20 protein-coding genes and 1 pseudogene are annotated in these 23988 nt (G+C 63.8%); 7 read left to right on the top strand and 14 right to left on the bottom strand.

What is annotated here, in order from left to right; translation table 11 throughout:
* Positions 1 to 190: 190 nt before the first annotated feature.
* Positions 191 to 1906, bottom strand: coding sequence for an AMP-binding protein (locus VF34_RS05520; RefSeq protein ID WP_442970611.1), 1716 nt, complete (start codon positions 1904 to 1906; stop codon positions 191 to 193).
* Positions 1907 to 1983: 77 nt separating this feature from the next.
* On the opposite strand from VF34_RS05520, the gene VF34_RS05515 reads away from it, so the two are divergent.
* Positions 1984 to 2457, top strand: a complete 474-nt coding sequence (locus tag VF34_RS05515) for a DUF3995 domain-containing protein (RefSeq protein ID WP_052718596.1) — start codon at positions 1984 to 1986, stop codon at positions 2455 to 2457.
* Here VF34_RS05515 and VF34_RS05510 read toward each other — a convergent pair.
* The 5 genes from VF34_RS05510 to VF34_RS05490 are packed head-to-tail and all read right to left on the bottom strand — an operon-like array spanning position 2454 to position 7759.
* Positions 2454 to 3560: an ABC transporter ATP-binding protein gene (locus tag VF34_RS05510; protein ID WP_032374789.1), complete on the bottom strand. Its 1107-nt coding sequence runs from the start codon at positions 3558 to 3560 to the stop codon at positions 2454 to 2456. The genes VF34_RS05515 and VF34_RS05510 overlap by 4 nt on opposite strands.
* Before the next feature lie 11 nt (positions 3561 to 3571).
* Positions 3572 to 4438, bottom strand: coding sequence for a carbohydrate ABC transporter permease (locus tag VF34_RS05505; RefSeq protein WP_032367120.1), 867 nt, complete (start codon positions 4436 to 4438; stop codon positions 3572 to 3574).
* Entirely contained in the window at positions 4438 to 5388 is a 951-nt protein-coding gene (locus VF34_RS05500; protein WP_027495336.1) for a carbohydrate ABC transporter permease, read from the bottom strand. The genes VF34_RS05505 and VF34_RS05500 overlap by 1 nt, the downstream gene beginning before the upstream one ends.
* Positions 5385 to 6737, bottom strand: coding sequence for an ABC transporter substrate-binding protein (locus VF34_RS05495; protein ID WP_442970610.1), 1353 nt, complete (start codon positions 6735 to 6737; stop codon positions 5385 to 5387). The genes VF34_RS05500 and VF34_RS05495 overlap by 4 nt, the downstream gene beginning before the upstream one ends.
* The gene (locus VF34_RS05490; protein ID WP_045841024.1) at positions 6734 to 7759 is read right to left on the bottom strand and encodes a sugar-binding transcriptional regulator; all 1026 of its coding nucleotides are present in this window, start codon (positions 7757 to 7759) and stop codon (positions 6734 to 6736) included. The genes VF34_RS05495 and VF34_RS05490 overlap by 4 nt, the downstream gene beginning before the upstream one ends.
* A gap of 116 nt (positions 7760 to 7875) precedes the next feature.
* On the opposite strand from VF34_RS05490, the gene VF34_RS05485 reads away from it, so the two are divergent.
* Together VF34_RS05485 and VF34_RS05480 are read left to right on the top strand one after the other, a co-directional pair.
* On the top strand, positions 7876 to 8910 hold the full coding sequence (locus VF34_RS05485) for an NAD(P)-dependent alcohol dehydrogenase (protein WP_045841023.1): 1035 nt from the start codon (positions 7876 to 7878) through the stop codon (positions 8908 to 8910).
* Positions 8907 to 10382 (top strand): mannitol dehydrogenase family protein, encoded by a 1476-nt coding sequence (locus VF34_RS05480; protein ID WP_045841022.1) that lies wholly within the window; start codon positions 8907 to 8909, stop codon positions 10380 to 10382. Before VF34_RS05485 ends, VF34_RS05480 begins: the two co-directional genes overlap by 4 nt.
* Here VF34_RS05480 and VF34_RS05475 read toward each other — a convergent pair.
* The 5 genes and pseudogenes from VF34_RS05475 to VF34_RS05455 all read right to left on the bottom strand — a co-directional run bounded on the left by VF34_RS05475 (position 10366) and on the right by VF34_RS05455 (position 16109).
* Positions 10366 to 11031: a potassium channel family protein gene (locus VF34_RS05475; RefSeq protein WP_027495332.1), complete on the bottom strand. Its 666-nt coding sequence runs from the start codon at positions 11029 to 11031 to the stop codon at positions 10366 to 10368. The genes VF34_RS05480 and VF34_RS05475 overlap by 17 nt on opposite strands.
* Positions 11024 to 12336 (bottom strand): annotated as a pseudogene (locus VF34_RS05470) (TrkH family potassium uptake protein). Before VF34_RS05470 ends, VF34_RS05475 begins: the two are co-directional and overlap by 8 nt.
* Positions 12337 to 12506: 170 nt before the next feature.
* The gene (locus VF34_RS05465; protein WP_045841021.1) at positions 12507 to 13706 is read right to left on the bottom strand and encodes an L-talarate/galactarate dehydratase; all 1200 of its coding nucleotides are present in this window, start codon (positions 13704 to 13706) and stop codon (positions 12507 to 12509) included.
* 73 nt (positions 13707 to 13779) lie between these two features.
* Positions 13780 to 14733, bottom strand: a complete 954-nt coding sequence (locus VF34_RS05460) for a 2-hydroxyacid dehydrogenase (RefSeq protein ID WP_045841020.1) — start codon at positions 14731 to 14733, stop codon at positions 13780 to 13782.
* 29 nt (positions 14734 to 14762) lie between these two features.
* Positions 14763 to 16109, bottom strand: a complete 1347-nt coding sequence (locus tag VF34_RS05455; RefSeq protein WP_032383321.1) for an enolase C-terminal domain-like protein — start codon at positions 16107 to 16109, stop codon at positions 14763 to 14765.
* A gap of 288 nt (positions 16110 to 16397) precedes the next feature.
* Between VF34_RS05455 and VF34_RS05450 the strand changes: the two genes are divergently transcribed.
* From VF34_RS05450 to VF34_RS05440, 3 genes are read left to right on the top strand one after another with little or no spacing between them, the layout of a single operon-like run.
* Positions 16398 to 17996: an aldehyde dehydrogenase (NADP(+)) gene (locus VF34_RS05450; protein ID WP_032374780.1), complete on the top strand. Its 1599-nt coding sequence runs from the start codon at positions 16398 to 16400 to the stop codon at positions 17994 to 17996.
* A gap of 31 nt (positions 17997 to 18027) precedes the next feature.
* The gene (locus VF34_RS05445; protein ID WP_045841019.1) at positions 18028 to 18954 is read left to right on the top strand and encodes a 5-dehydro-4-deoxyglucarate dehydratase; all 927 of its coding nucleotides are present in this window, start codon (positions 18028 to 18030) and stop codon (positions 18952 to 18954) included.
* Positions 18954 to 20222 carry a glucarate dehydratase family protein gene (locus tag VF34_RS05440; protein ID WP_045841018.1) on the top strand — a complete coding sequence of 423 codons (1269 nt, stop codon included), beginning with the start codon at positions 18954 to 18956 and terminating at the stop codon, positions 20220 to 20222. Before VF34_RS05445 ends, VF34_RS05440 begins: the two co-directional genes overlap by 1 nt.
* A 7-nt stretch (positions 20223 to 20229) precedes the next feature.
* On the opposite strand, the gene VF34_RS05435 is transcribed toward VF34_RS05440, so the two are convergent.
* Genes VF34_RS05435 through VF34_RS05425 form a run of 3 tightly spaced genes read right to left on the bottom strand, consistent with a single transcriptional unit; the run spans position 20230 to position 23206 of the window.
* Positions 20230 to 20877: a TetR/AcrR family transcriptional regulator gene (locus VF34_RS05435; protein ID WP_032374777.1), complete on the bottom strand. Its 648-nt coding sequence runs from the start codon at positions 20875 to 20877 to the stop codon at positions 20230 to 20232.
* Positions 20874 to 21719 (bottom strand): SDR family NAD(P)-dependent oxidoreductase, encoded by an 846-nt coding sequence (locus VF34_RS05430; protein ID WP_032374776.1) that lies wholly within the window; start codon positions 21717 to 21719, stop codon positions 20874 to 20876. Before VF34_RS05430 ends, VF34_RS05435 begins: the two co-directional genes overlap by 4 nt.
* Positions 21716 to 23206 (bottom strand): flavin-containing monooxygenase, encoded by a 1491-nt coding sequence (locus VF34_RS05425; protein ID WP_045841017.1) that lies wholly within the window; start codon positions 23204 to 23206, stop codon positions 21716 to 21718. Before VF34_RS05425 ends, VF34_RS05430 begins: the two co-directional genes overlap by 4 nt.
* Before the next feature lie 59 nt (positions 23207 to 23265).
* Here VF34_RS05425 and aroQ point away from each other — a divergent pair, with 59 nt between their 5' ends.
* On the top strand, positions 23266 to 23967 hold the full coding sequence (aroQ, locus tag VF34_RS05420) for a gamma subclass chorismate mutase AroQ (protein ID WP_051364978.1): 702 nt from the start codon (positions 23266 to 23268) through the stop codon (positions 23965 to 23967).
* The last annotated feature ends 21 nt before the right edge of the window (positions 23968 to 23988 follow it).

Here is a 23988-nt window from a genome sequence, read left to right as displayed (position 1 = left end):
ACCCACAACTGATCTGAGCGCCCACAATTCGCCTCCAGAATCGGGATCCCGCCGCGAACAACCAATAATGGGCGCTCACATCACCTACGACAACCGCCCCTGCCAGCCCCACCCACAACTGAGCTCAGCGTCCACAATTCCCGTCCAGAATCGGGATCCCGCCTCCAGCAGCCAATAATGGGCGCTCACCTCACCTCTTCAGCGCGGGGAACTGGTCGTCACGCCACTCGCTGTCCAGTGGTCCGACGGCTGCGTCCTCACGGGCGCGCAATTCCACGCGGCGGATCTTGCCCGAAATAGTTTTGGGTAGCTCGAGAAACTCGATACGCCGAACTCGCAGGAACGGGGCCAGGTGCTCGCGGGCGTACTTCAGGATCTCGAATGCCGTGTCTTCGTTGGGTTCCCAGCCAGCTGCGAGTGCAACGTACGCCTTGGGGACGGCCAACCGCGTCTCGTCGGGAGCCGGAACGACGGCCGCCTCGGCCACCGCGGGGTGTTCGATCAGCACGCTTTCGAGCTCAAACGGGGAGATCTTGTAATCCGAGGCCTTGAAGACGTCGTCGGTGCGGCCGACGTAGGTGATGTAGCCCTCGGAGTCCCGCGATGCGACGTCACCGGTGTGGTAGTAACCGTCGGCCATGACGGCAGCGTTGCGTTCGGGGTCCCCGAGATAGCCGGTCATCAGGTTGAACGGATTCTGGGCCAGGTCGAGACAGATTTCGCCCTCGTCGGCCAGTTCGCCGGTGGTGGGGTCGACGATCACCACGGGGACACCGGGCAGTGGCCGGCCCATCGATCCGGACTTCAGCACCGCACCCGGCGTATTGGCAACCAGCGCAGTGGTTTCGGTCTGGCCGAAGCCGTCCCTGATGTTCAGGCCCCAGTCCTGCTGCACCCGCGAGATCACCTCTGGGTTGAGCGGCTCACCGGCACCGATTGCCTCACGCAGTGAACCACCTCCGCCGGCAAGGTCTGCCTGAATCAGCATGCGCCACACGGTCGGTGGCGCGCAGAACGTCGTCACCTCGGCCCGGCGGATCTGCTCGAGCAATGCCTTCGCGTCGAACTTGCCGTAGTTGTAGATGAAGATGGTCGCCTCGGCGATCCACGGTGCGAAGAAGCAGCTCCACGCATGCTTGGCCCAGCCCGGCGAGCTGATGTTCAGGTGCACGTCGCCCGGGCGTAGTCCGAGGAAGTACATCGTGCTCAAATGCCCTGCTGGATAGGAGATCTGAGTGTGTTCGACGAGTTTCGGCTTGCTGGTGGTACCGGAGGTGAAGTACATCAGCAGGCGGTCGGTGGGTGCGGTGACGGACTCGAACGGCCTGGCCTCGACGGAGCGGGCATCCGAATAGTCGATCCAACCATCGTGGGCGGTAGTGGCGATTCGCAGATAGTCTCCGGGCACGTCGTCGAATTTGCCGGTGTCCGAGGGGTTCACGATCACGGCGCGCGCATTGCCGCGCACTACTCGGTCGGTCAGGTCGGCGGGCCCGATCGCCGTGGTCGTCGGCATCAGCACCGCTCCGAGCTTCATCACCGCGAGCATCGACTCCCAGAGTTCCACCTGGTTGCCCAGCATCAGGATCACCGAGTCGCCGCGGCCGATTCCCTGCAGTTCGAGCCAACGAGCCACCTGATCGGAGCGACGCGCCATGTCGTCGAAACTGTATTTGGCCTCGCTGCCGTCCTCTTCGACGATCCACAGCGCGGTGCCGTCGTTGCCACGGGCAATCGCGTCGAACCAGTCGATGGCCCAGTTGAACGTCTCGCCGAACGACGGCCATTCGAAAGTCGCTACCGCACGGTCGTAGTCGCCGTAGGTATCGAGCAAGAGATCGCGTGCGTTTCTGAATGCCGTATATGCCGAGTCGACCATGTTTCCTCCTGCGCCTGTGATGCCCATCACCGCCACGGTAGGGGAGATGAACAATTCCTCGCTACCCCTGAACGGGGGTGGCAACTCGGCTAGCCTCGATCACCGTGGCCATCCGATTCTTTGCGATCGCGTGCGTACTGGGGATCATTCACGCCGCGTTCTCCGCCTATTGGGCTGCAGGTGGTCGATGGATGCTCGACACCGTCGGTGCCTTCGCCACGGAGTGGGCCGACTCCGAACCGGCAACGGCACGAACGGCACTGCTGGTGCTTGCCCTCGTCAAACTCGCCGCAGCAATTCTTCCGGCCCTCGCCTATCTGAACCGGCCGCGCCTGGCAGCACAGAACCGGACGAGGGTGCCGTCGTTGATCTTCGGCATATCCTGGCCCGGCTCGGTACTGCTGATTCTCTGGGGCGGTGCGTCGTTCATCGGAGCGGTGATCGGATTGGTCGTCTCGGACGAGAACCGATCAGTCAAGTATGGTCACCTGTTCTTCGACGGCATCTTCCTGCTCTGGGGCGCAGCGCTTCTGACGGCACTGATCCTGTCGAGAAAAGCCCCGTACCAACCGCGTTAGATGCGCTCCCCCGTCTCAGGGTGGAAGAGGTGGATCGCACCGTCGAGTCGCGTCAGCCCGATGCTCTCGCCGATCTTGGCCGGAGCTCGGACGGCCGAGCGCGCGACGAGTGAGACCGGCCCGCCGTCGAGCCCCTTGACCTTCGGGTCGTCGAGATGTGCGTAGAGGTACGACTCGCTGCCGAGTTCCTCGATCAGATCCACCTTGCCCTCGAAGCCTTCGCCGCCGCCGTGCACGATGCCGAGCTGCTCCGGGCGTAGCCCGACGGTGACGTTGTCGAGACCCAGGCTCGCGAGCTTGGTCAGCTCGTCGCGTTCGAGCGGAAGCAGGAACGAGCCGATCTGAACGCCACCCGAGCCGATGGGAACCGTCATCAGGTTCATTGCAGGCGAACCGATGAAGCCGGCGACGAATGCGTTGACGGGGTTGTCGTACAGATCTGTGGGAGAGGCGAACTGCTGCAGTTTGCCACCGCGCAACACGGCAACGCGATCACCCATCGTCATGGCCTCGACCTGGTCGTGCGTGACGTAGACCGTCGTGGTGCCGAGTCGACGCTGCAACGCCGCGATCTGAGTTCGCGTCTGGACTCGCAGTTTCGCGTCGAGGTTGGACAGGGGCTCGTCCATACAGAACACCTGCGGCTCACGAACGATGGCACGCCCCATGGCAACTCGCTGACGCTGACCACCCGAGAGCTTGCCGGGCTTGCGATCCAGGTACTCGGTGAGGTCGAGGATCTTCGCGGCCTCGGCCACCTTCTTCGTGCGCTCCTCGAGGGACACACCACGCATCTTCAGGGCGAAACCCATGTTCTCCCCGACGGTCTTGTTGGGGTACAGGGCGTAATTCTGGAACACCATCGCGATGTCCCGATCCTTCGACGGCACACCCACCATGTTCTTGCCACCGATCTCGATGGCACCACCGTCGATCTCCTCGAGACCGGCGAGCATCCGCAGAGCAGTGGACTTGCCGGAGCCGGAAGGCCCGACCAGCACGACGAATTCGCCGTCCTGGATGTCGAGGTCGAGTGAATCGACGGCGAGCTTGTCGGCACCTTCGTAGACGCAGGATGCCTTCTTGTACGTGATTGCAGCCATGAGACTTTCTCCTACTTGATTGCGCCGAAGGACAGGCCGCGCACGAGCTTGTTCTGCGCGAACCATCCGGCAAGGACGACGGGAAGTGCTGCGAACGTCGCAGCAGCGGAAAGCTGGGCCCAGTACAGGCCCTGGCCGGTGATGAATCCGACGAGGTAGACCGGAATCGTCTGAGCCTGAACGGCAGTGAGGTTGACGGCGAAGAAGAACTCGTTCCACGAGAAAATGACGCAGATGAGCGACGTCGCAGCGATACCGGGAGAGACCAGCGGCAGGATCACCTCACGCACCGAGGTCCACAGGGACGCGCCGTCCATGCTGGCGGCTTCGAGCAGTTCGCTCGGTACCTCGAGGAAGAACGATCGCATCATCCACACGGCGATCGGAAGATTCATCGCGGTGTACAGCACGACCAAAGTCCAGATGTTGTCGAGCATTCCGATGTCACCGACGATGACGTACAACGGGACGATCGCGGCGACGACGGGCAGCATCTTGGTGGAGATGAAGAAGAACAGCACGTCCTTCGTCTTCTTGACCGGTCGCAGTGACAGAGCAAAGGCGGCCGGAACACCCAGCAGCAGAACGAAGATCGTCGAGACGACGGTCGCGAACGCCGAGTTCAGCAACGTCGTGCCGATGCCGCTCTCCAGGACGCCTCGATACTGATCGAGGGTCGGTGTGAAGAACAGCTTGGGCGGGTCGGAGTAGGCGTCGGCCTCCTGCTTGAAACCGGTGAGGACCATCCACAGCACCGGGAAGAAGAACGCGATGCCTGCGACCCAGGCGACGAAGGACCAGATGGAACCCGGGCCCCACTTGGTCTTGCGCTTGATCGGCGCGGGAGTAGTTGTCTTGTCTACAGTTGCGGTACTCATCACGCAGCCTCCTCGGTTCCGCTGAAGCTCTTGAAGATCAGTCTCAGCGCCAGGGTGCTGACGATGATGGTGGCCACGACGGTGACGACGCCCATGGCCGCGGCCTGACCGATGTCGAAGCCGAGGAACGCTCGCTGGTAGATGTAGAACGGCAGGTTCGCGCTCGCCACACCCGGTCCGCCGGAGGTCATCATGTAGACCGCGTCGAAGGTGTTGACCAGATAGATGGCCCCGAGCACCGCACCGAGCTCGATGAATCGGCGCAGATGCGGGAGGGTCAGCTCACGGAAGAGCTTGATCGGCCCTGCCCCGTCGACCCGTGCCGCCTCGGCGATGTCCTTCGGCATCGACTGCAGGCCGGCAAGGATCAGCAGCATCATGAACGGGGTCCACTGCCAGATCAGGTTCGCCATGACGGCGGGCAATGGGTAGCGCGAGACCCAGTCGATCTGATCGACACCGAACGGGCTCAGCGCGAAGTTGATCAGGCCGAAGACGGGATCGAACATCGTGGTCTTCCAGATCAACGCGCCGGCGACCGGGGTGATGAGGAACGGGGTGATCAGTAGGGTGCGAATCAGGCTGCGGCCGATGAACTTCCGGTCCAACAGCAGAGCCAGGAACAACCCGAGAACCACCGAGATGATGACGGTTCCGACGATCATGATCACCGTGTTGAGGGCGACCTCACGGAACTGACTGTCCTGGAAGACTGCCACATAGTTGTTGAGCCAGTTGAACTTCTGCGAACCCGGTCGCACGAGGTTCCACGACTGCGTCGAGTAGTACAACGTGAACAGGAACGGAACCTGGGTGACGAGAATGGCGAACACCATGGCCGGCAGCAGCGGGCCGCGGCGACGCCACCCTTCGGCCTTGGAGATCGTCCTCGGTCTCGGTACGAACTCCTCGGAATCGGCCTGCGCCGATCGTGTTGCGGTGGTGGTCATCCCTGGTCCTCCTGGTACGTCTTACCGACCACTTCGGCGTATTGCTGCGCTTGTTCGAGCGCGTCGTGGACGCTGATTCGTCCTGCTACTGCGGCGCTGATCTGTTGACTGACACGGGTTCCGAGGTCCTGGAACTCGGGGATGGTCAGGAACTGCACTCCGGTGTACGGAACCGGATCCACAGTGGGATTGTTCGGATCCGCGCCGTTGATCGAATCGAGGGTGACCTGACCGTACGCAGCGGACGCCTCCTCGTATTCGGGAATCTGGTAGGTCGACAGACGGCTGCCGGGAGGCACTCGCTCCCAACCCAATTCGTTGCCGACCTTGTTCAGGTATTCCTTGCTGGTCATCCACGAGACGAACTTCCAGGCGTCGTCGGGATTCTCGGACGTCTTCGGGATTCCGAGGGCCCAGGAGTACAGCCACCCGTTGTCGCCCTTGGCGGCCGACGGTGCCTTGGCGTATCCGATCTTGCCGACGACGTTCGAAGACGTCGGGTCTTCGAGGACCGACACTGCAGATGTGGCGTCGTACCACATTGCCGTATTTCCCTGCGACAGTTGCGTTCCGCATTCGCTGAAACCGCTCGTCGCTGCGCCTGCCTGACCGTGCTCACGTACCAGGTCGACGTAGAACTGAACGGCCTGTTCCACCTCTGGGCTGTTGAGCTGTGCGTTCCAGTTCTCGTCGAACCACCGGCCACCGAATGCGTTGATGACGGTATCCAACGGGGCGAGTACTTCACCCCAACCGGGCTTGCCGCGCAAGCAGATTCCCGAGACATCAGGACTGTCGAGCTTCGCGGCGGCGTCGGCGACTTCCTGCCAGGTGGGCTCCTCCGGCATGGTGATGCCGGCAGCCTCCATCAGGTCCTTCCGGTACATCAGGAAGGAGGATTCGCCGTAGAACGGCACCGAGTACATGCTCCCCTCGTACGACAGCGACTCCTTCAGGGTGGGAATGAAGTCGTCCTCGTCGTAGCCCGGTGTTGCGTCGGCGTACTCGGACAGGTTGGTCAGCCAGCCGTTCTCGGCCCACTGCGGGGTCTCGAAGTTGCTGATCATCACCACGTCGAACTCGCCGCCGCCGGTGGCGACCGAGGCGGTGATCTTGGCCCGCGCCTCGTTCTCCGACAGCGACACGAACTTCAGATTGATGCCGGGATTCTCCGCCTCGAACTCCGGAGCGAGCGAAATGGCGTCGGACATCTGTGAATTGGAGACGATCGCGACGGTGATCGTCTTGCCGTCACCGTCACCACCGAACGAGCCGGCTCCGGCGCAGCCGGACAGCGCCAAGGTTGTCGCCAGCGATGCCGCGACAGCCACTTTCGGTAAAACCCTCACTGAAATACCTTTCCATTGGAGGTCGCCGTTGCAGGAGCTTGCGCAACGAGCCAGCGTGCACTTTCGATGTCGGTCACCAGGATCGAGGCCAGTCCGCCGCGCAGAGCACCGAGGAGCGCCTCGTGTTTACGTTGCCCACCGGTGACAAGCACAGCCCGATCACACGCCCTGATGGCGTCGAGCCCCACCGACACGGTTCGGCCGGGGAGTGATCCTCCGGTATCGATGCCGTCGGCGTCGTAGAACCGTCCGCCGATCTCGCCGACTGCACCGAGGCGGCGCAATTCTTCGAGCACGTCGAGGTCGATGAAGCTGCCCTCGAACAAGGTGGTGGACGTGGAAACGGGACCGATGCCGTACATCATCACATCGGCATCGGTCCCGGCTTTGAGGGCGCGAGAGATCACGGAATCCTGCTCCAACGCAACGACTGTCGCCTGATCGGCGTACAGCGGCGCGTTGAGCCTGATGGGTGTCGCCTGCAGGTACGCAGCGCACCGTCCGAGTGTGTACTCGACACCGGTCTGATAGTCGGCCGAGGTGATGGAGCCGTCGAGTTGTACCACCGCAGCACATTTGGTGGATCGGGTCTTCAGCGAGCTCGCCACCGCCACCGTTTCGGGGCCCCAGGTGAACCCCAGGACGTCGCGATCCTTGAGTCGACGCGAGAGCAACGTCGCTGCCGCTCGGCCGAGGGATCCGTAGCCGGTGTCCGTGCCGTCGATGACGTCCGAGACGACCAACACCTCGGTGAGTCCGAACTTCGCTTCGAGCTCACGCTCGACATCCGCATGCACGGTGCCCTGCAGATCGTCGGGGACGTTGAGCTCGATCGTCACGAGCCCCTGGGAACGAGCCCGCGCGACCAACCGTCCTGCAGTCGGGCGCGAGACGCCCAGCTTCACGGCGATCTCGGCCTGCGTCGCACCTTCGAGGTGGTACATGGTGGCGGCGCGCAGAGCCAGCCGGAGATCTTCTCCCGACCGCGCGGACTTCGCCCCGCCGGGCTCCGATCCGTCCATGACGCCTCCCTGACCAGTGAGCAAATGCTCAGCTCGTGTTCATCTGCTCACTAAGCTAACATTAAGGTGTGATCTACACAACACCCCCTCGCATCCAGCGGCCCGTGCCACAGTCCATGCAGGCCAGCGTGCTCACCGGCGTGCAAGAGATACGAATGGAAGATCGGCCGGTGCCGACCCCCGCCCACGACGAGGTGCTGGTCCAGGTCACCGCCGTCGGCGTGTGCGGGTCCGATGCGCATTACTACCGGGAGGGACGCATCGGCGAGTACGTGGTCGACGGCCCGCTGGTCCTCGGTCACGAGGCGGCCGGTGTGATCGTCGCGGTCGGCTCCGATGTGTCCGACGCCCGCGTCGGGCAGCGGGTGTCCATCGAACCGCAGCGTCCCGATCCCACCAGCGCCCAGTCGCGCGCCGGCCGTTACAACCTGTGCCCGGCCATGGAATTCTTCGCCACGCCGCCGATCGATGGCGCGCTGGCAGAGTACGTGCTGATCCAGTCGGTGTTCGCCCACGACGTCCCCGACTCGATCTCCGACGAGGCCGCAGCACTGTTCGAGCCGCTGTCGGTCGGTATCGCGTCGGCGCAGAAGGCCGGGATCACCGCCGGATCCAGCGTGCTCATCGCCGGCGCAGGTCCGGTCGGCATCGTCACCGCCCAGGTGGCCCGTGCTTTCGGTGCCACCGAGGTGATCGTCAGTGACATCGACGCACCGCGACGTGACAATGCCGCGAAACTCGGTGCGACGCGGGTGCTCGATCCAGCAGTGGAGGACGTGCGTGCGCTGGAAGTGGACGCGTTCATCGACGCATCGGGTGCAGCTCGAGCCGTCGTCGACGGTATTCATGCTGTGCGGCCGGCGGGTACCGTCGTACTGGTGGGCATGGGCGGTTCGGATTACCCGCTCCCCATCTCACTGATTCAGAACCGAGAACTGGTTCTCACCGGCGTCTTTCGGTACGCCAACACGTGGCCGATCGCGCGCGAGCTCGTCCTGGCCGGTCGCGTCGACCTCGATGCTATGGTCACCGCGCGTTTCGGCCTCGATCGCGTCGAGGATGCCTTGAATGCAGACAAGCAACCCGGCAGCATCAAAGCCGTTGTGATTCCCGGTCTTTCCCAGAGCCCATCGAAGGAGACGAACGCATGAAGTTGAACTCGCGCAATCTCGACGACTTCATCGAGGACGTGGCCGTTCCCACCTACGACCGTTCCGACGTCACCGTGGGCATCGTGCATTTCGGTGTCGGCGGCTTCCATCGAGCACATCAGGCGATGTACATCGACCGGTTGTTGCAACAGGGGCAAGGGTCCGAGTGGGGCATCTGTGGAGTGGGCGTACTTCCCGGAGACCGCCGGATGAAGGACGTGATGGAGGCGCAGAACTGCCTGTACACGTTGGCGCTCAAGCATTCCGACGGCACCTGGGACACCCGCGTCATCGGATCCATCGTCGAATATCTCTTCGCGCCCGACGACGCAGAGGCCGTCGTCGAGAAGATGGCCGCGGAGACCACGAGGATCGTCTCCCTCACGATCACCGAGGGGGGCTACAACTTCTCCGCGACGACGGGTGAGTTCGACGTCGAGAACCCCGCCATCGTCGCCGATCTCGAGGACGGGGCCGTTCCGGCAACCACATTCGGGCTCGTCGTTGAGGCATTGTCACGGCGCAAGGAACGCGGACTGAAGCCGTTCACGATCATGTCGTGCGACAACATCGAAGGCAACGGCCACATCGCACAATCGACGTTCACCACCTTCGCCCGACTGAAGGATCCTGCTCTCGCAGAGTGGATCGCCGCAGAAGGGGCGTTCCCCAACTCCATGGTCGACCGCATCACTCCGGTCACGACACCGGAAGTGATCGAGGAACTCTCGGCCCGCTACGCCATCGACGATCAGTGGCCCGTAGCCGGTGAGCCGTTCACACAGTGGGTGCTCGAGGACAACTTCACGCTGGGTCGCCCGCCTCTCGAGGACGTCGGAGTTCAGGTCGTCGACGACGTCACGCCGTACGAGCTGATGAAGCTACGGCTGCTCAACGCCAGCCATCAGGCGCTCGCATACTTCGGCTACCTCAGCGGTTTTCGACTGGTGCACGAAGTCTGTCAGGACCCGCAGTTCGCCGCGTTCCTGCTCGCGTACATGGACGAGGAAGCAACGCCCACGTTGCAACCCGTTCCCGGCATCGACCTCGCCGAATACAAGCACACGCTCATCGAACGGTTCTCCAACCCGGAAATCCGCGACACCGTCGCACGCCTGTGCGCCGAGTCCTCGGATCGAATTCCCAAGTGGCTCTTGCCCGTCATCCGCAAGAATCTCGAGAGCGGCGGTGAGATCACTCGCTCCACCGCGGTCGTTGCCAGTTGGGCACGCTACGCCGAGGCAGTCGACGAGGCCGGTGAGCCCATCGACATCGTCGATCAACTGAAGGATTCACTCGTTCCGATCGCGCGGAGTCAGCACGAGAATCCGACGGCCTTCATCGCCAATCGCGCAGTGTTCGGCGATCTGATCGACAACGACCGTTTCGTCGCCGAGTACACGAAACAGTTGGCGTCACTTCAGGAGAAGGGTGCTCGCGCGACCTTGGAGGCGCTCATGTCGACTCGCTGAATTTTTCGGTGTCTCGAACCTGGCCGGAGACGATGACGGTATCGCCTGCGCCGATCACCGTGTCTGCCGTGGCGTAGGTGAACCCTTCACCCGGACGCTTGACTGCAACGACGGTTACTCCGTGCTTGGTGCGAATTCCACTCTCGCCCAGAGTTTTTCCTAGCAGCGAGGCCGGGGGCGACGTCTTCGCCATGGCAAAGCCGTCGTCGAACTCGATGTAGTCCATCATCCGACCACGTACCAGGTGAGCTACTCGCTTACCCATGTCGTGCTCGGGCCTGACAACGTGGTGGACGCCGATCTGGCTGAGAATCTTGGCGTGCGCGTTGCTCAGAGCCTTGGCCCAGATGGTCGACATCGACAGATTCACCAGAGCCGATGCGGTGAGCAGGCTCGCTTCGAGATTGGAACCGATGCCCACGACGGCGCGGTCGTACTCGTGTACCGAAAGTTGTCGCAACGACTCCTCGTCGGTGGTATCGGCCACCACAGCATGCGTCAAACGGTCTGCCACGCGTTGCACTACGGCCTCGTCGCTGTCGACGCCGAGCACCTCGACTCCCTGGCTCATCAGTTCCAGCGCCAGCGACTTACCGAAGCGGCCGAGACCGAGAACGACGACGACGTCGGAGGACGGTTTCCTAGCCAATGAACGGCCTTTCCGTGGGAAGCATGTAGCGCCGACCGCGGTCGCGGGCGGCGAGAGCACTGACCAGAGTGATGGAACCGATGCGGCCCAGATACATCAGGACGATCAGAATCATCTGGCCCCAGCCGGGCAACTGTGCGGTGATTCCGGTGGACAGGCCCACCGTCGCGAATGCCGAGACGACCTCGAAGAGAAGCACGTCGAGGTCGAAGTTCGTACCGGCCAACAGCGCCACCACCGGCAGCATGATGAGGGCCACCCCGATCAACGCGACGGTCAATGCCTGACGTTGCACCCGAGGATCTATTCGACGGTCGAACACCGTCACCTCGCGGTCACCGCGGATTTCGGCCACGATGACGAACAGCAGCAAGGCAAATGTGGTGACCTTGATGCCGCCTGCCGTACCGCCGCTGCCACCACCGATGAACATCAGGACATCGGTGATCAAGAGGGTCGCGTTGTCCACATCCGCGTAATCGACGCTGTTGAATCCTGCGGTTCGGGGCATGACGCCCTGGAACGTCGCAACGAGCATCTTGTCCCAGAAGCCGAATCCGCCCAGGGTTCTCGACCACTCGAAAAGCAACACCACCGTCGGACCGAGAACCAACAGAACGGCGGTGACGGACAACGTCATCCGGGTGTGCAAGGTCCAGCGCTTGCGAGAACGAACGCCGCGGGCACGCGATCGGATACGACGGGCGATCTCGAACAGAACCGGAAACCCGATGCCGCCCAGCACGACCGCGATCAACAACGGCACACAGATCCACGGGTCGGTGGCGAACCCGATCATGTTGTCGCTGAAGAGCGCGAATCCTGCGTTGTTGAACGCCGACACGGAATGGAAGATCCCCAGCCAGATCGCGCGGCCGAGGGGCTCGTCGTATCCGAAGAAGAAGCGCGCCGCCAGACAGAGCGCGACGACGCCCTCGATGATCAGACTGGTACGAAACACACCCACGACGACGCTTCGAACGTCGCCCAGCCCGGATGTGCGTACCTCGGCTGCCGCATTCAACCTGCCCGAAGACCGATCCGATCCGCCAGGAGCAACCCGACCAAGGACGCGATCGTCATGATCCCGAACCCGCCGATCTGAATCAGGCCGAGAATGACGCCCTGGCCGAGACCCGACCAGTACACCGGGGTGTCCACCACGATCAGACCCGTCAGGCTCACCGCCGAGGTGGACGTGAACAGCGCCTGCAGAATCCCGGTGTCGTTTCCAGGCACGGTGGCCGCCGGAACCATCAGGATGCCCGCACCGAGGAGTATGGCCACCGCGAAACCCGTTGCCATCACTCTGACCGGCGTCGGCCTGAAGAGCGCGAACCGTCGTGATGCCTGGTGAGCGTCTGTCACCCGGCAGACAGTACCGGTGGGACGAGCCGCTTCGCGGCACGTGCGCGGAACTTCGTAGCAGGGGTCGAGTTTCCGCGCACGTCAGCGCTCCACGTCAGGGCTCCACGTCAGCGCACCACTGCCTTCGCCACCGTCCAGGCCCGGCCCTGCTCGCTCAATGTGAATCCCAGCCCCGGGCGAGCGGACAGGTGCATCCGGCCATCCCGCGTCTCGAGGTGCTCGTCGAACAATGGGTCCAACCAGTCGAAGTGCTCCACCCATGTCTGCAGTGGGTACACCGCTGCGAGGTGCAGATGAATCTCCATCGCAAAGTGCGGGGCGAGCTGCACGTTGTGATGTTCGGCCAGCCCGGCCAATTTCAGGAACTGGGTGATGCCGCCGATGCGGGGTGCGTCGGGCTGCAGGATGTCGACCGCGCCGGCCTCGAGGAGACGGACATGCTCGCCGACGCTGGCCAGCATCTCCCCCGTCGCGATGGAGGTGTCGAAATTTCTCGCCAGCATCGCATGACCCTCGGCGTCGTAGGCATCGAGCGGTTCTTCGATCCAGACGAGGTCGAACTGCTCGAGGATGCGGCACATGCGGTTCGCCGTCGGACGATCCCACTGTTGATTCGCGTCGACCATCAGCGGGACGTCGTCACCGAGGAACTCGCGTACCGCGGTGACGCGGGCGATGTCGGTGCGCCAATCAGGTTGGCCCACCTTCAGTTTGATACCGCCGATTCCGTTCGCGAGCGACCCGGCCGCGTTGTCCATGACCTCCTCGATCGGAGTGTGCAGAAATCCACCGGAGGTGTTGTACGTCTGCACCGAATCGCGGGACGCGCCGATCAGCTTCGCCAGCGGTAACCCGGCGCGCTTGGCTTTGAGATCCCACAGGGCAATATCGATCGCAGCGATGGCCTGTGTCGCAACGCCACTGCGGCCGACCGAAGCTCCGGCCCACACCAACGTGGTCCAGACCTTGCCGATATCGTTCGGGTCCTCACCGATGAGCACCGGCGCGATCTCCTGGGCGTGCGCGAACTGGGCAGGCCCACCCGCCCGCTTCGAGTAGCTGAAACCGATCCCCTCATGGCCCTGTTCGGTACGGATCTCGACGAACAGAAACACCACCTCGGTCATCGCCTTCTGTCGACCGGTGAGAACCTTGGCGTCGCTGATCGGATTGCGCAGCGGCAGCACGATCGAGGACAGCGTCACCTCGGAGATGCTGTCGACGGACGCGTCACCGGATGCGAGGGCCCGAATCGCCGCATCGGGCGCGGTGAGACCGCTCGAGGGCTTGTCGATGTACGTTGTCATCTCACATCTCCTGTGATTGCGAAGGGTGTTGCCTCACAGCCTAATTCGGGTTTCTATACGCGTCCAACACAATTCAGCGGGCCATCGATACGGCAAGTGCATTGATGTTCGACGCGATGTCGGCGACCCGGCCGACGAACGTGTGATGCGTGACGCCCGACGAGTGCGGCGTCATCAGCACGTTCTCCAGCTCGCGGAACGGCAGGGAACTGGGCTCACCACGCCCGTCCGGCCCCGGGTAGCTGTACCAGACATCGATGGCAGCCGCGGCAATCTCGTTGCGAGACAGGGCGTCGAACAATGGTTTTTCCTGAATCAGCGGGCCTCGACCGACGTTGACGACCATCCCTCCGCTTCCCAGCCTGCGCAGTTCCTCGGCACCGATCATGCCGCGGGTGTGCTCGTTCAGTGGTGCGGAAACCACGAGTACATCGGCGAAGTCTGCAAGCTTTCCCAAATCCTTGGTATCCGAGACCCATTCGAGGCCATCGCCCAGGTCCTGTCCGCCTCCGGTGACGGCAGCACCGGTTGCCCCGTATGCCCGAAACAGCTGCCAGGTCTGCCGGCCGATGTGTCCGAACCCGACGAACCCGATCCGCGCACCGCTCAGCGACAACGGCTGTGGGATGGTCGGGTCGTACACGGATGTGGCAAACAATCCCGAGCGGAGGGCGCGGTCTTGCTCCAGGAACTTTCGTCGCAACATCACCGTTGCCGCGACGACGTATTCGGCAATCGACTGCTCGTGGTGAAAGGTGTTGCACACCTGCACATCGGGCCGCATTCCGGATCGATCCACGTTGTCGGTACCGGCACCGGCAACGTGAACCATCCGCAGCCTCGGGGCAGCCGCGCCCATGGCCGCACTGAACTTGCCGCCGACATAGACGTCGGCGTCGTGCAGATGCGCGATCACGTCCTGCTCGTCGAAGGGAACGCTCCACACCACCTCGGCGTTCGCCGGCAAACCCGCCTCGAACTGCTCGCGATGCGGCACGACGTTGCGGTCACCGACGACGATCTTCATCGACCCAACAGAACTCGACGCACCAGAACTCATCGAACGAGGGCCGGGCGCTTGCTGTCGAATGTCCAGCCCTCGATCAGGTACTGCATGCCGATGGCGTCGTCTCGGGCCCCCAGTCCTTCCTTCTGGTACAGCTCGTGCGCCGCATCGATCTGCTCGAAGTCGAGTTCGACACCCAGACCCGGCTTGTCGGGCACCGTGAGGTAGCCATCCTCGATCGTGAACGGCTCCTTGGTCACTCGCTGCCCGTCCTGCCAGATCCAGTGGGTGTCGATGGCGGTGATGTTCCCGGGAGCTGCAGCAGCGACATGCGTGAACATCGCCAGGGAGACGTCGAAGTGGTTGTTGGAGTGCGATCCCCACGTCAGGCCCCACGCGTCGCAGAGCTGCGCGACACGCACCGACCCGGCCATCGTCCAGAAGTGCGGATCGGCCAGCGGGATGTCCACGGCACCGGACCGGACGGTGTGGCCCATCTCGCGCCAGTCCGTCGCGATCATGTTGGTCGCGGTCTGTAACCCGGTGGCCCGCTTGAACTCCGTCATCACCTCGCGGCCCGAGAAACCACCCTCGGGGCCGACGGGATCCTCGGCATACGCCAGCACGTCACGCAGCCCTCGGCAGGTCTCGATCGCATCCTTCAGCAGCCAGCCGCCGTTGGGATCCAACGTGATTCGAGCCTCGGGAAAGCGCTCGGCCAGAGCACGAACAGCGGCGGCCTCCTCGGCTGCCGGCAGTGCACCACCCTTGAGCTTGAAATCCTGGAACCCGTAGCGTGCCTGCGCAGCCTCGGCGAGGCGCACGATCGACTCCGGATCCATCGCCTCCTCGTGCCTGATCCGCAGCCAGTCGTCGGCTCCGGCCGCCTCGTCGGCGCTGCTCCGATACGCGAGATCCGTCTTGTTGCGATCGGCGACGAAGAACAGGTAGCCCAGCGCCTGCACCTTCTCGCGCTGCTGCCCCTCGCCCAACAACGCCGCGACGCTGACGCCGAGATGCTGACCGAGCAGATCCAACAATGCCGATTCCACCGCGGTCACCGCATGAATGGCGATCCGCAGATCGAACGTCTGCGCGCCGCGGCCACCGGCATCACGATCTGCGAACGCGCGACGCATGGCGGCCAGCACCGCGTTGTACCGGCCGATGTTCTGCCCCTCGACCAGCACCCGCGCGTCTTCGAGCGTCTGCCGAATCGGCTCCCCGCCCGGCACTTCGCCGACGCCGGTGCGCCCGTCCGAGTCGGTGAGCACCACCAGATTGCGGGTGAAATACGGCGCGTGCGCGCCGCTGAGGTTCAGCAACATGTCGTCGTGACCGGCAATGGGAATGACACGCATTTCGGTGACGACGGGGGTGCTGGTGTGGACGACCATGCCCGACCTTTCTCGCATACCTCTGGTGACTCGGCTCACAGACGACAGTAGGGCCAGCTATCGATTCCCGTCCAACACCATCTGCGCATCGACTGATGCAGTCGAGGTATCGAGGATCGGCATCCACGCTCGAGTAGACGGTCAGCCAGGCGATACCGAGACTGCATCAAACACAACATTTTTAGACTTGGACATGTATCGATCCGGCTCCTACGGTGGTGAGTTATGAGCCAGGTCACGGCCTCGGCGTCACTGCACGTACCGCACCACTGCCTTAGGAGTCACCCCATGACAGCGTCGACGACACAGTCCACCGACCTCACCGGTCGGATGATCATCGCCGGCGTTCCGGTTTTCGGTGCCGGGACGCAGATTCACGGAATCGATCCCGGTACCGGAGAGAATCTCGAACCCGCCTACGGCCACGGCGACGACTCGGATGTCGAGCGCGCCTGTGCCGCAGCGGCCGACGCCTTCGCCGACTACCGCGCTACCTCGTCGGACACTCGCGCACGGTTTCTCGAGACCATCGCCGACAACATCGCGGCCCTGGGCGACACGCTCATCGAGCGGACGGTCGCCGAGTCCGGTCTGCCGCTGGCACGCATCACCGGCGAGGTCGGCCGCACCACCGGTCAACTCCGTCTGTTCGCTTCGGTTCTGCGCGAGGGCAGTTGGAACGGAGCCCGCATAGACCCCGCCCAGCCCGAGCGCAGCCCGCTGCCGCGTGCAGACATCCGTCAGCGTCAGATCCCCCTCGGGCCGGTTGCTGTGTTCGGTGCCAGCAACTTCCCCCTCGCCTTCTCCGTCGCCGGTGGCGACACCGCCTCTGCCCTCGCGGCCGGATGCCCCGTAGTGGTCAAAGCACACGACGCCCATCCAGGAACGTCCGAGCTGGTCGCCCGCGCCATCACCGACGCGGTTATCTCCACCGGAATGCCCTCCGGCACATTCTCGTTGCTCTTCGGCTCCGGCCGCGGACTCGGCACCGCTCTGGTGACCGACCCTCGCATCAAGGCCGTCGGATTCACCGGATCGCGTTCGGGTGGAACAGCTCTCGTTGCTGCTGCGGCGGGTCGTCGTGAGCCCATCCCGGTGTACGCCGAGATGAGTTCCATCAATCCGGTGTTCGTCATGGACGGTGCACTCGCCACCCGTGGAGCCGAATTGGGCCGCGCGTTCGTCGCATCGCTGACGATGGGCTCGGGCCAGTTCTGCACCAATCCCGGTCTGGTCATCGCCGTCGACGGCCCGGGCTTGCAGTCGTTCATCGACGCCGCTGCCGCCGCAGTGCAAGAATCCGCTCCCTCGACGATGCTGACGCCGAACATCGCCTCGAGCTACGCCGAGGGTGTGCGAACACTGTCCGACGCGGTGACGGTGGTAGCGCGGGGATCCGACACCGACGCCCCGAATGCCTGCCGCGCAGCGCTGTTCGACACCGATGCGGCCACGTTCCTCACCTCGGAGGCAGCGCAGGCCGAGGTGTTCGGCGCGTCGAGCCTCGTCGTGCGCTGTGCAGATGCCCAGCAGGTTCGGCGGGTGGCGTCACAGCTCGAAGGTCAGCTCACCGCCACCATTCATGCCGACGAATCCGATCATTCCGAGGCCGGAAAGCTGCTCTCGGTGCTCGAACTCAAGGCCGGCCGGATCCTGTTCGACGGATGGCCCACCGGAGTCGAGGTCGGCCATGCCATGGTGCACGGCGGGCCGTTCCCCGCGACCTCGGACTCCCGCACCACGTCGGTCGGATCGCTCGCGATCGAACGCTTCCTGCGCCCGGTCGCGTACCAGGACGTACCGAAATCGTTGTTACCCAACGCCATCGCAGACGGAAATCCGGACGGCATCTTCCGCCGCATCGACGGCCAGCTCACCCAAGACTGACACACCCAACCTAGTTCTCGAGGAGACCCCCATGCTCGACGGAGTTCTGTTCTTCCCCGTCACCCCGTTCACCGCATCCGGTGAGGTCGATTACGACCTCCTGGCCGCTCACATCACGAAGGGTGTCGACGCGGGACCCGGTGGAGTGTTCATTGCCTGCGGCACCGGCGAATTCCACGCCCTCGAACTCGAGGAGTTCGGCAAGATCGTCCGTACCGCAGTCGACAGCGTCGCAGGCCGCGTTCCTGTCTACGCCGGTGCAGGCGGATCCGTCGCGCAGGCAAAGGCATTCGCACACGCGGCGAAGACCAACGGAGCCGACGGCATTCTGTTGCTGCCGCCGTACCTGGTGACGATGCCGCAAGCCGGTCTCGTCAATTACACCAAGGCCGTTGCCGCCGCATCGGACCTGCCGCTGATCGTCTACAACCGCGGCAACGCTCGCTTCACCGAGGAGTCCGCCGTCGAGGTTGCACAGCTTCCCACCGTCGTCGGATTCAAGGATGGCACCGGCGATCTCGATCAGGTCGGCCGCATCGTCCGCGCGGTACTGGACGCACTGGAGCCGTCGGGCAAGCCCTTCCAGTTCTTCAACGGACTACCCACCGCCGAGGTCTCCCAGCAGGCGTACCGAGCGATCGGTGTCACGCTGTACTCCTCCGCGACATTCGCGTTCGCCCCCGAACTGGCACTGGCGTTCTACCGCTCTCTCGACAGCGGAAACGAAAAGCTCACTGCCGCACTGCTCCGCGAGTTCTTCCACCCGCTCGTGCGCTTGCGCGACAAGGTTCCCGGCTACGCCGTCTCTCTCATCAAGGCCGGCGTGACGATGGAGGGTATCGAAGCAGGGCCGGTTCGCCCACCCCTGGTGGACATCAGCGCACTGCACCTCGAGGAACTCACCGCAATCGTTGCCGCCGGCCGGGCCGTGTTGGCAGACGAGCTCGCGGTGCACTGATGCAAGAACCGGTACTGATCACCGGCGCTCGAATCACACCGATCGCCTTCGTCGATCCTCCGTTGCTCAACACCGTCGGCGTGCATCAGCCGTATGCGCTCCGCGCGATCATTCAGCTGGACACCGACGCCGGTGTCGTCGGACTCGGTGAAACGTACGCCGACACTGCTCATCTGGCTCGACTGGAAGCGGCCTCCACCGCCATCTCCGGTCTGGACGTGTTCGCGCTCAACGAGATCCGAGATGCCATCGATGCCGTCCTGGGAACCCTGTCGATCACCGGCGGCGACGGCGTCGCAGGCATGATCACCACAGCCAGCACCACCGATCGGGTGTTCTCCCCCTTCGAGATCGCGTGCCTGGACGTGCAGGGCAAGATCCTGGGTCGACCGGTGTCCGACCTGCTCGGCGGCAAGGTTCGGGACTCCGTTCCGTTCAGTGCGTATCTGTTCTACAAGTGGGCAGCTCATCCCGGCCAGGAGCCCGACGAATGGGGCGAGGCGATCGATCCGGACGGATTGGTTCGTCAGGCCCGAAAGATGATCGACGAGTACGGCTTCGGGGCAATCAAGGTCAAGGGCGGCGTCTTTACGCCCGACGAGGAGATCGCCGGAATCAAGGCGCTCCGGCAGGCGTTCCCGGAGCTACCGTTGCGGTTGGATCCCAACGCCGCCTGGACTGTCGACACATCCATCCGGGTAGCCGCCGAACTCGACGGCATCGTCGAATATCTCGAAGATCCCACACCCGGGCTCGACGGGATGGCCGAGGTCGCGCGCGAAGCCAAGATGCCGCTGGCGACGAACATGTGTGTCGTTGCCTTCGATCACCTGAAGCCTGCCGTGGTGAAGGATTCGGTGCAGGTGGTGTTGTCCGACCACCATTACTGGGGCGGACTCCAACGATCGAGGTTGCTCGCCGGAATCTGCGATACGTTCGAGATGGGGCTGTCGATGCACTCGAACAGCCACCTCGGAATCAGTCTGGCCGCCATGGTTCATCTCGCAGCGGCGACACCGAACTTGACCTATGCCTGCGACACGCATTGGCCCTGGAAGAACGAGGATGTCGTCGTGCCGGGGGTGTTGAACTTCGTCGACGGCGCAGTGGCCGTTCCCACCGGACCCGGTCTGGGCATCGAGATCGACGAGGACGCGCTCGCGGCGCTGCATCAGCAGTACCTCGACTGCGGAATTCGTGACCGCGACGACACCGGATACATGCAGAGCATCGATCCGCGCTTCGAGAACACCTGCCCGCGTTGGTGATCGGACTCTACGTCTGCAGCGGCGCGACGATATTGGCGAGCATGGTCGCGATCGTGGCGACGACGATGCGTCGTTCTGCGGCGTAGCCGCTCTGGTACCAGGTCATGGCGGTGTGGCTGATTGCGCCGATGGCAGCGGTGGCGAGCAGGTCCACGTCGAGCTCCGGGCCCGACGGCACCTCGCCGGCGAACGTGCGGAGGTAGCCGAGCAGCAGGGTGCCGAATTGCTGCATCACCGTCAGATACGTCTGCTCCACGCGAGGGCTGACGCCGAGCACCTCCATCCACACCACGCGGGCCAGGTGCGGGTCCTCGACGACCCGGAAGAACGGGTCGAGCAACTGCTCGGTGACAGCCCTCAGATCACCGTCCCGATTCACCTGCACAATTGCGTCGGACACCGAATCGGTCAGGCGTGCAATGCATTCGGCATAGACGGCGAGCAGAAGATCCTCGGTCTTGTCGAAATACTGATAGAAGTGGCGATCGGCGATCTTGGCCTCACGGCACAGTCCACGGACGGTCGCGGCGCGGTACCCGACGCTGCCGAACACCCGCAGTCCCGCATCCAGCAGCTGCCGCCGCCTGCGGTCGTCGCGGTCGGCCGCGCTCTCACCGCCGTAGGCGCGGCCGGCCGCTTCGGACACGGTGCTCATGACCGCCGGGCATCCAGTTCGGCAGTCAGACGGATCAATTCGGCATCCCGCTCCATCGCGGCGTCCATGATCGGGTTGACGATGCCGCGCAATATCGAGATCGGGATCCAGCGACCGGGAACGGCGATGCGCGCGGCTCGGCGTCCGATGCCTCGTACGGCCACGCGGGCAAGCTTGTCCGGTGTGATCGGGCGGAGCAGTGGCGAGGGAAAGGCGCGGGCAGTCATCGCCGTAGCGACGGTGTCGCCGCCGAACGCAACGTCGGCGATCGGCGTCGCCACCCACCCCGGATACAGCACTCCCGCTGTCGCTTTCGTGCCCGCGAGTTCCGCACGCAGAGCACGACCGAGTTGTTCCACCGCCGCCTTCGAGGCCGCGTACGGTGCGTTCGCCAGACCGTTGAGGTAGGCGTACGTCGAGGAGGTGAGCAGCACGTAGCCCCCGGACTCGACGATGTGCGGCAGCGCCGCTCGCACCGTGTTCCACACACCGACGAGATTGACCCCGATGACTGTCTCGAACACACCGTCGTCGACGGAACGGATCGTCGATGCCTGTGCACCGCTGGAGATTCCCGCATTCGCCATCACGATGTCGAGCGTGCCGAACGTCTGGATCGCGGTGGCGACCGCCGCGTCGAGTTGCTCTCGCACGGTGACGTCGGCATGGGCGATCGCTACGCGCTGGTTGCCCAGCTTTGCAGCAACCGATTCGAGATCGGTCGACTCCATGTCGACCAGAACGATCGAGGCACCGCGCCGATGCAGTGCTGCCGCCACAGCAGAGCCGATACCGCCTGCCGCCCCGGTGATCAGCGCTACCTGGCCCGAATGATTCTTCATGCCGATACCTCGTCCTTCGTCGTCACGTCGGTGGACGACCGATGGATGTGATGGGCTTCCGGCCGAAAACGCTTGGCCCACCGTCGGGACGTGAAGCTGAAGCCGGGGAACATGGCGACGACATGCCCGGATTTCGACTGGTACCAGCTGTGGCAGCCGCCGTCCTTCCAGACGGTGCCGTCCATCTCGCGGTGAATCGTGTCGGTGTACTCCTGCTCGGCGGCGGCAGTGACCTCGATGGCGGTTGCACCCGCGTGCTGAACTGCGTCGACGGCTCGCACAATGTACTCCATCTGCGCCTCGATGAGGAAGATGGCGGAGGTGTGCCCGATTCCGGTGTTCGGTCCGGTGACCACGAACAGGTTGGGGAAACCGGGAATCGTGGTGCCGAGGTAAGCGCGGGGGTAGGGATCCCAGACCTCGGACAGCGCCCGGCCGTCCCGCCCGATCACCGGATACGAGATGACCCCGTCGGTGGCGTCGTATCCGGTCGACCACACCAGCAGGTCGACGTCGACGTGTTCCCCCGAGGTGGTCACGATCCCGGTTTGGGTGATCTCGGCGATGCCGTCGTTCTTGTCGTGCAGGGTCACGTTCGCTTCTCCCAGTGCGGGATACAGCGTGTTGGACAGCAGCACGCGCTTGCACCCGATGGTGTAGTCGGGGGTGACTTTCGCCCGAAGCTGGGAGTCCGGAACCTGAGACTCGATGTGCTTCAGGGCAGTCCGCTGGGCCACGGCTTTCAGCATCCGCCGCGAGTACTTGAACCCGATGATGCGGGTCTCGAGACTCCAGTAGATGCCGGCTCGCACCAGCCGTCGAATGGGCTCGAATCGCAGCAACTTTCGTTGCAGCGGCGTGAATTCGCGATCGTGACGCGGCATCACCCAGTGTGGTGTGCGCTGGAAGACGTGCAACGCCTCGACGTCGGGCTGGATCGCGGGGATCACCTGTGCGGCGCTGGCACCGCTACCGACGATGGCTACCCGTTTTCCGGCGTGATCGTAGGAAGTGTCCCAGTCGTTGGTGTGGAACTGCTTGCCGCGGAACTTCTCTCGGCCTGAGAACGGGGGGATCACCGGGGTGCTGAGCGGCCCGGATGCATTGACGACGAACTTCGCTGCGTAATCACCGTGCGACGTGGTGATCAGCCAGTGATCGCCGACCCATTGGATCTTCTGAACGTCGGTGTCGGCATGTGTGCGTTGCGGCAGCCCGTTGGACTCGAGCACGTGCTGGGTGTAGCGCTCGAGTTCCTCCCGCTCGGCGAACATGCGCGACCACTCGAACGGCTCGGAGGCAATGGAGTACAGGGGACTCTGCACGTCGACTGCCGCGCCCGGGTAGCGATTCTGCTTCCAGGTTCCACCGAGAAAGGGCCTTCGCTCGAGAATGACGAGGTCGTCGATACCGCGGTCGAGCAGGGCTTTGGCGGCGCATTGACCTCCGAAGCCGCTACCGATGATCACCACGGTGTGAATACGCATATCGACGAACCCTCCAGCACAAGACGCAATCCGATGTTGCGTGTCATCACATTAAAGTGATGACGTGTGATTCCGCAATGGCGGTTCCCTTGTTGTTCACCGTCGTCGGGCACTATCGGCGTCGAACCGTCGAACGAAAGGTGCGTGAGATGTCTCCTGAGGTGTCCTTACCGGCAAACGCATTGCGGCTGCGTCGCATCGCCAGAATTGCCGTAATCTCAGCGGTCGTACCGCTGGTCCTGTTACCGACGGCGGCGACGAGCGCGGCCGAGACGCCTGCCGAGAATCTGCAATCTCTGACCGACGTTCTTGCAGACCGTCTGGCCACCGCAGACAGCGTGGCCGCGGTGAAGTGGAAGACAGGCGGCCCCGTCAGCGATCCCGAGCGCGAGGCCCAGGTGATCGATGCGGCGCAGAACGCTGCCATCGGGCTCGGACTTGCACCAGAACGCGCAGGGACTGTGGTTCGCGACCAGATCGAGGTGGGCAAGGCGATCCAATCGCTCCGCCTGGCCCAGTGGCACGCCGATCCGGCCGGCGCTCCCGATGCGCCCGCGGACCTCGCGCCGATCCGGGAACGCATCACCGCACTCACTTCTGCGGTGGTCACCCAGCTTGCCTCGAACGCGCAAGCCCTTCGATCACCGACGTGCTACACGGACCTCGTCCAAGCGGTCGTTGCCACGAACACCGCCCACGACAGCGACATCGTGCACGCTGCAGCCTTGGTTGCTGCATCGCGTTCACTCTGCACCCCCTGACGACACGAGCGCCGGCCGCGA

It is taken from the genome of Rhodococcus sp. PML026, from assembly GCF_000963615.1.
GTDB classification, from domain to species: Bacteria; Actinomycetota; Actinomycetes; order Mycobacteriales; family Mycobacteriaceae; genus Rhodococcoides; species Rhodococcoides fascians.
Note: the sequence above shows the minus strand (reverse complement) of the source record. Positions and strands in the feature narration are given on the sequence as shown.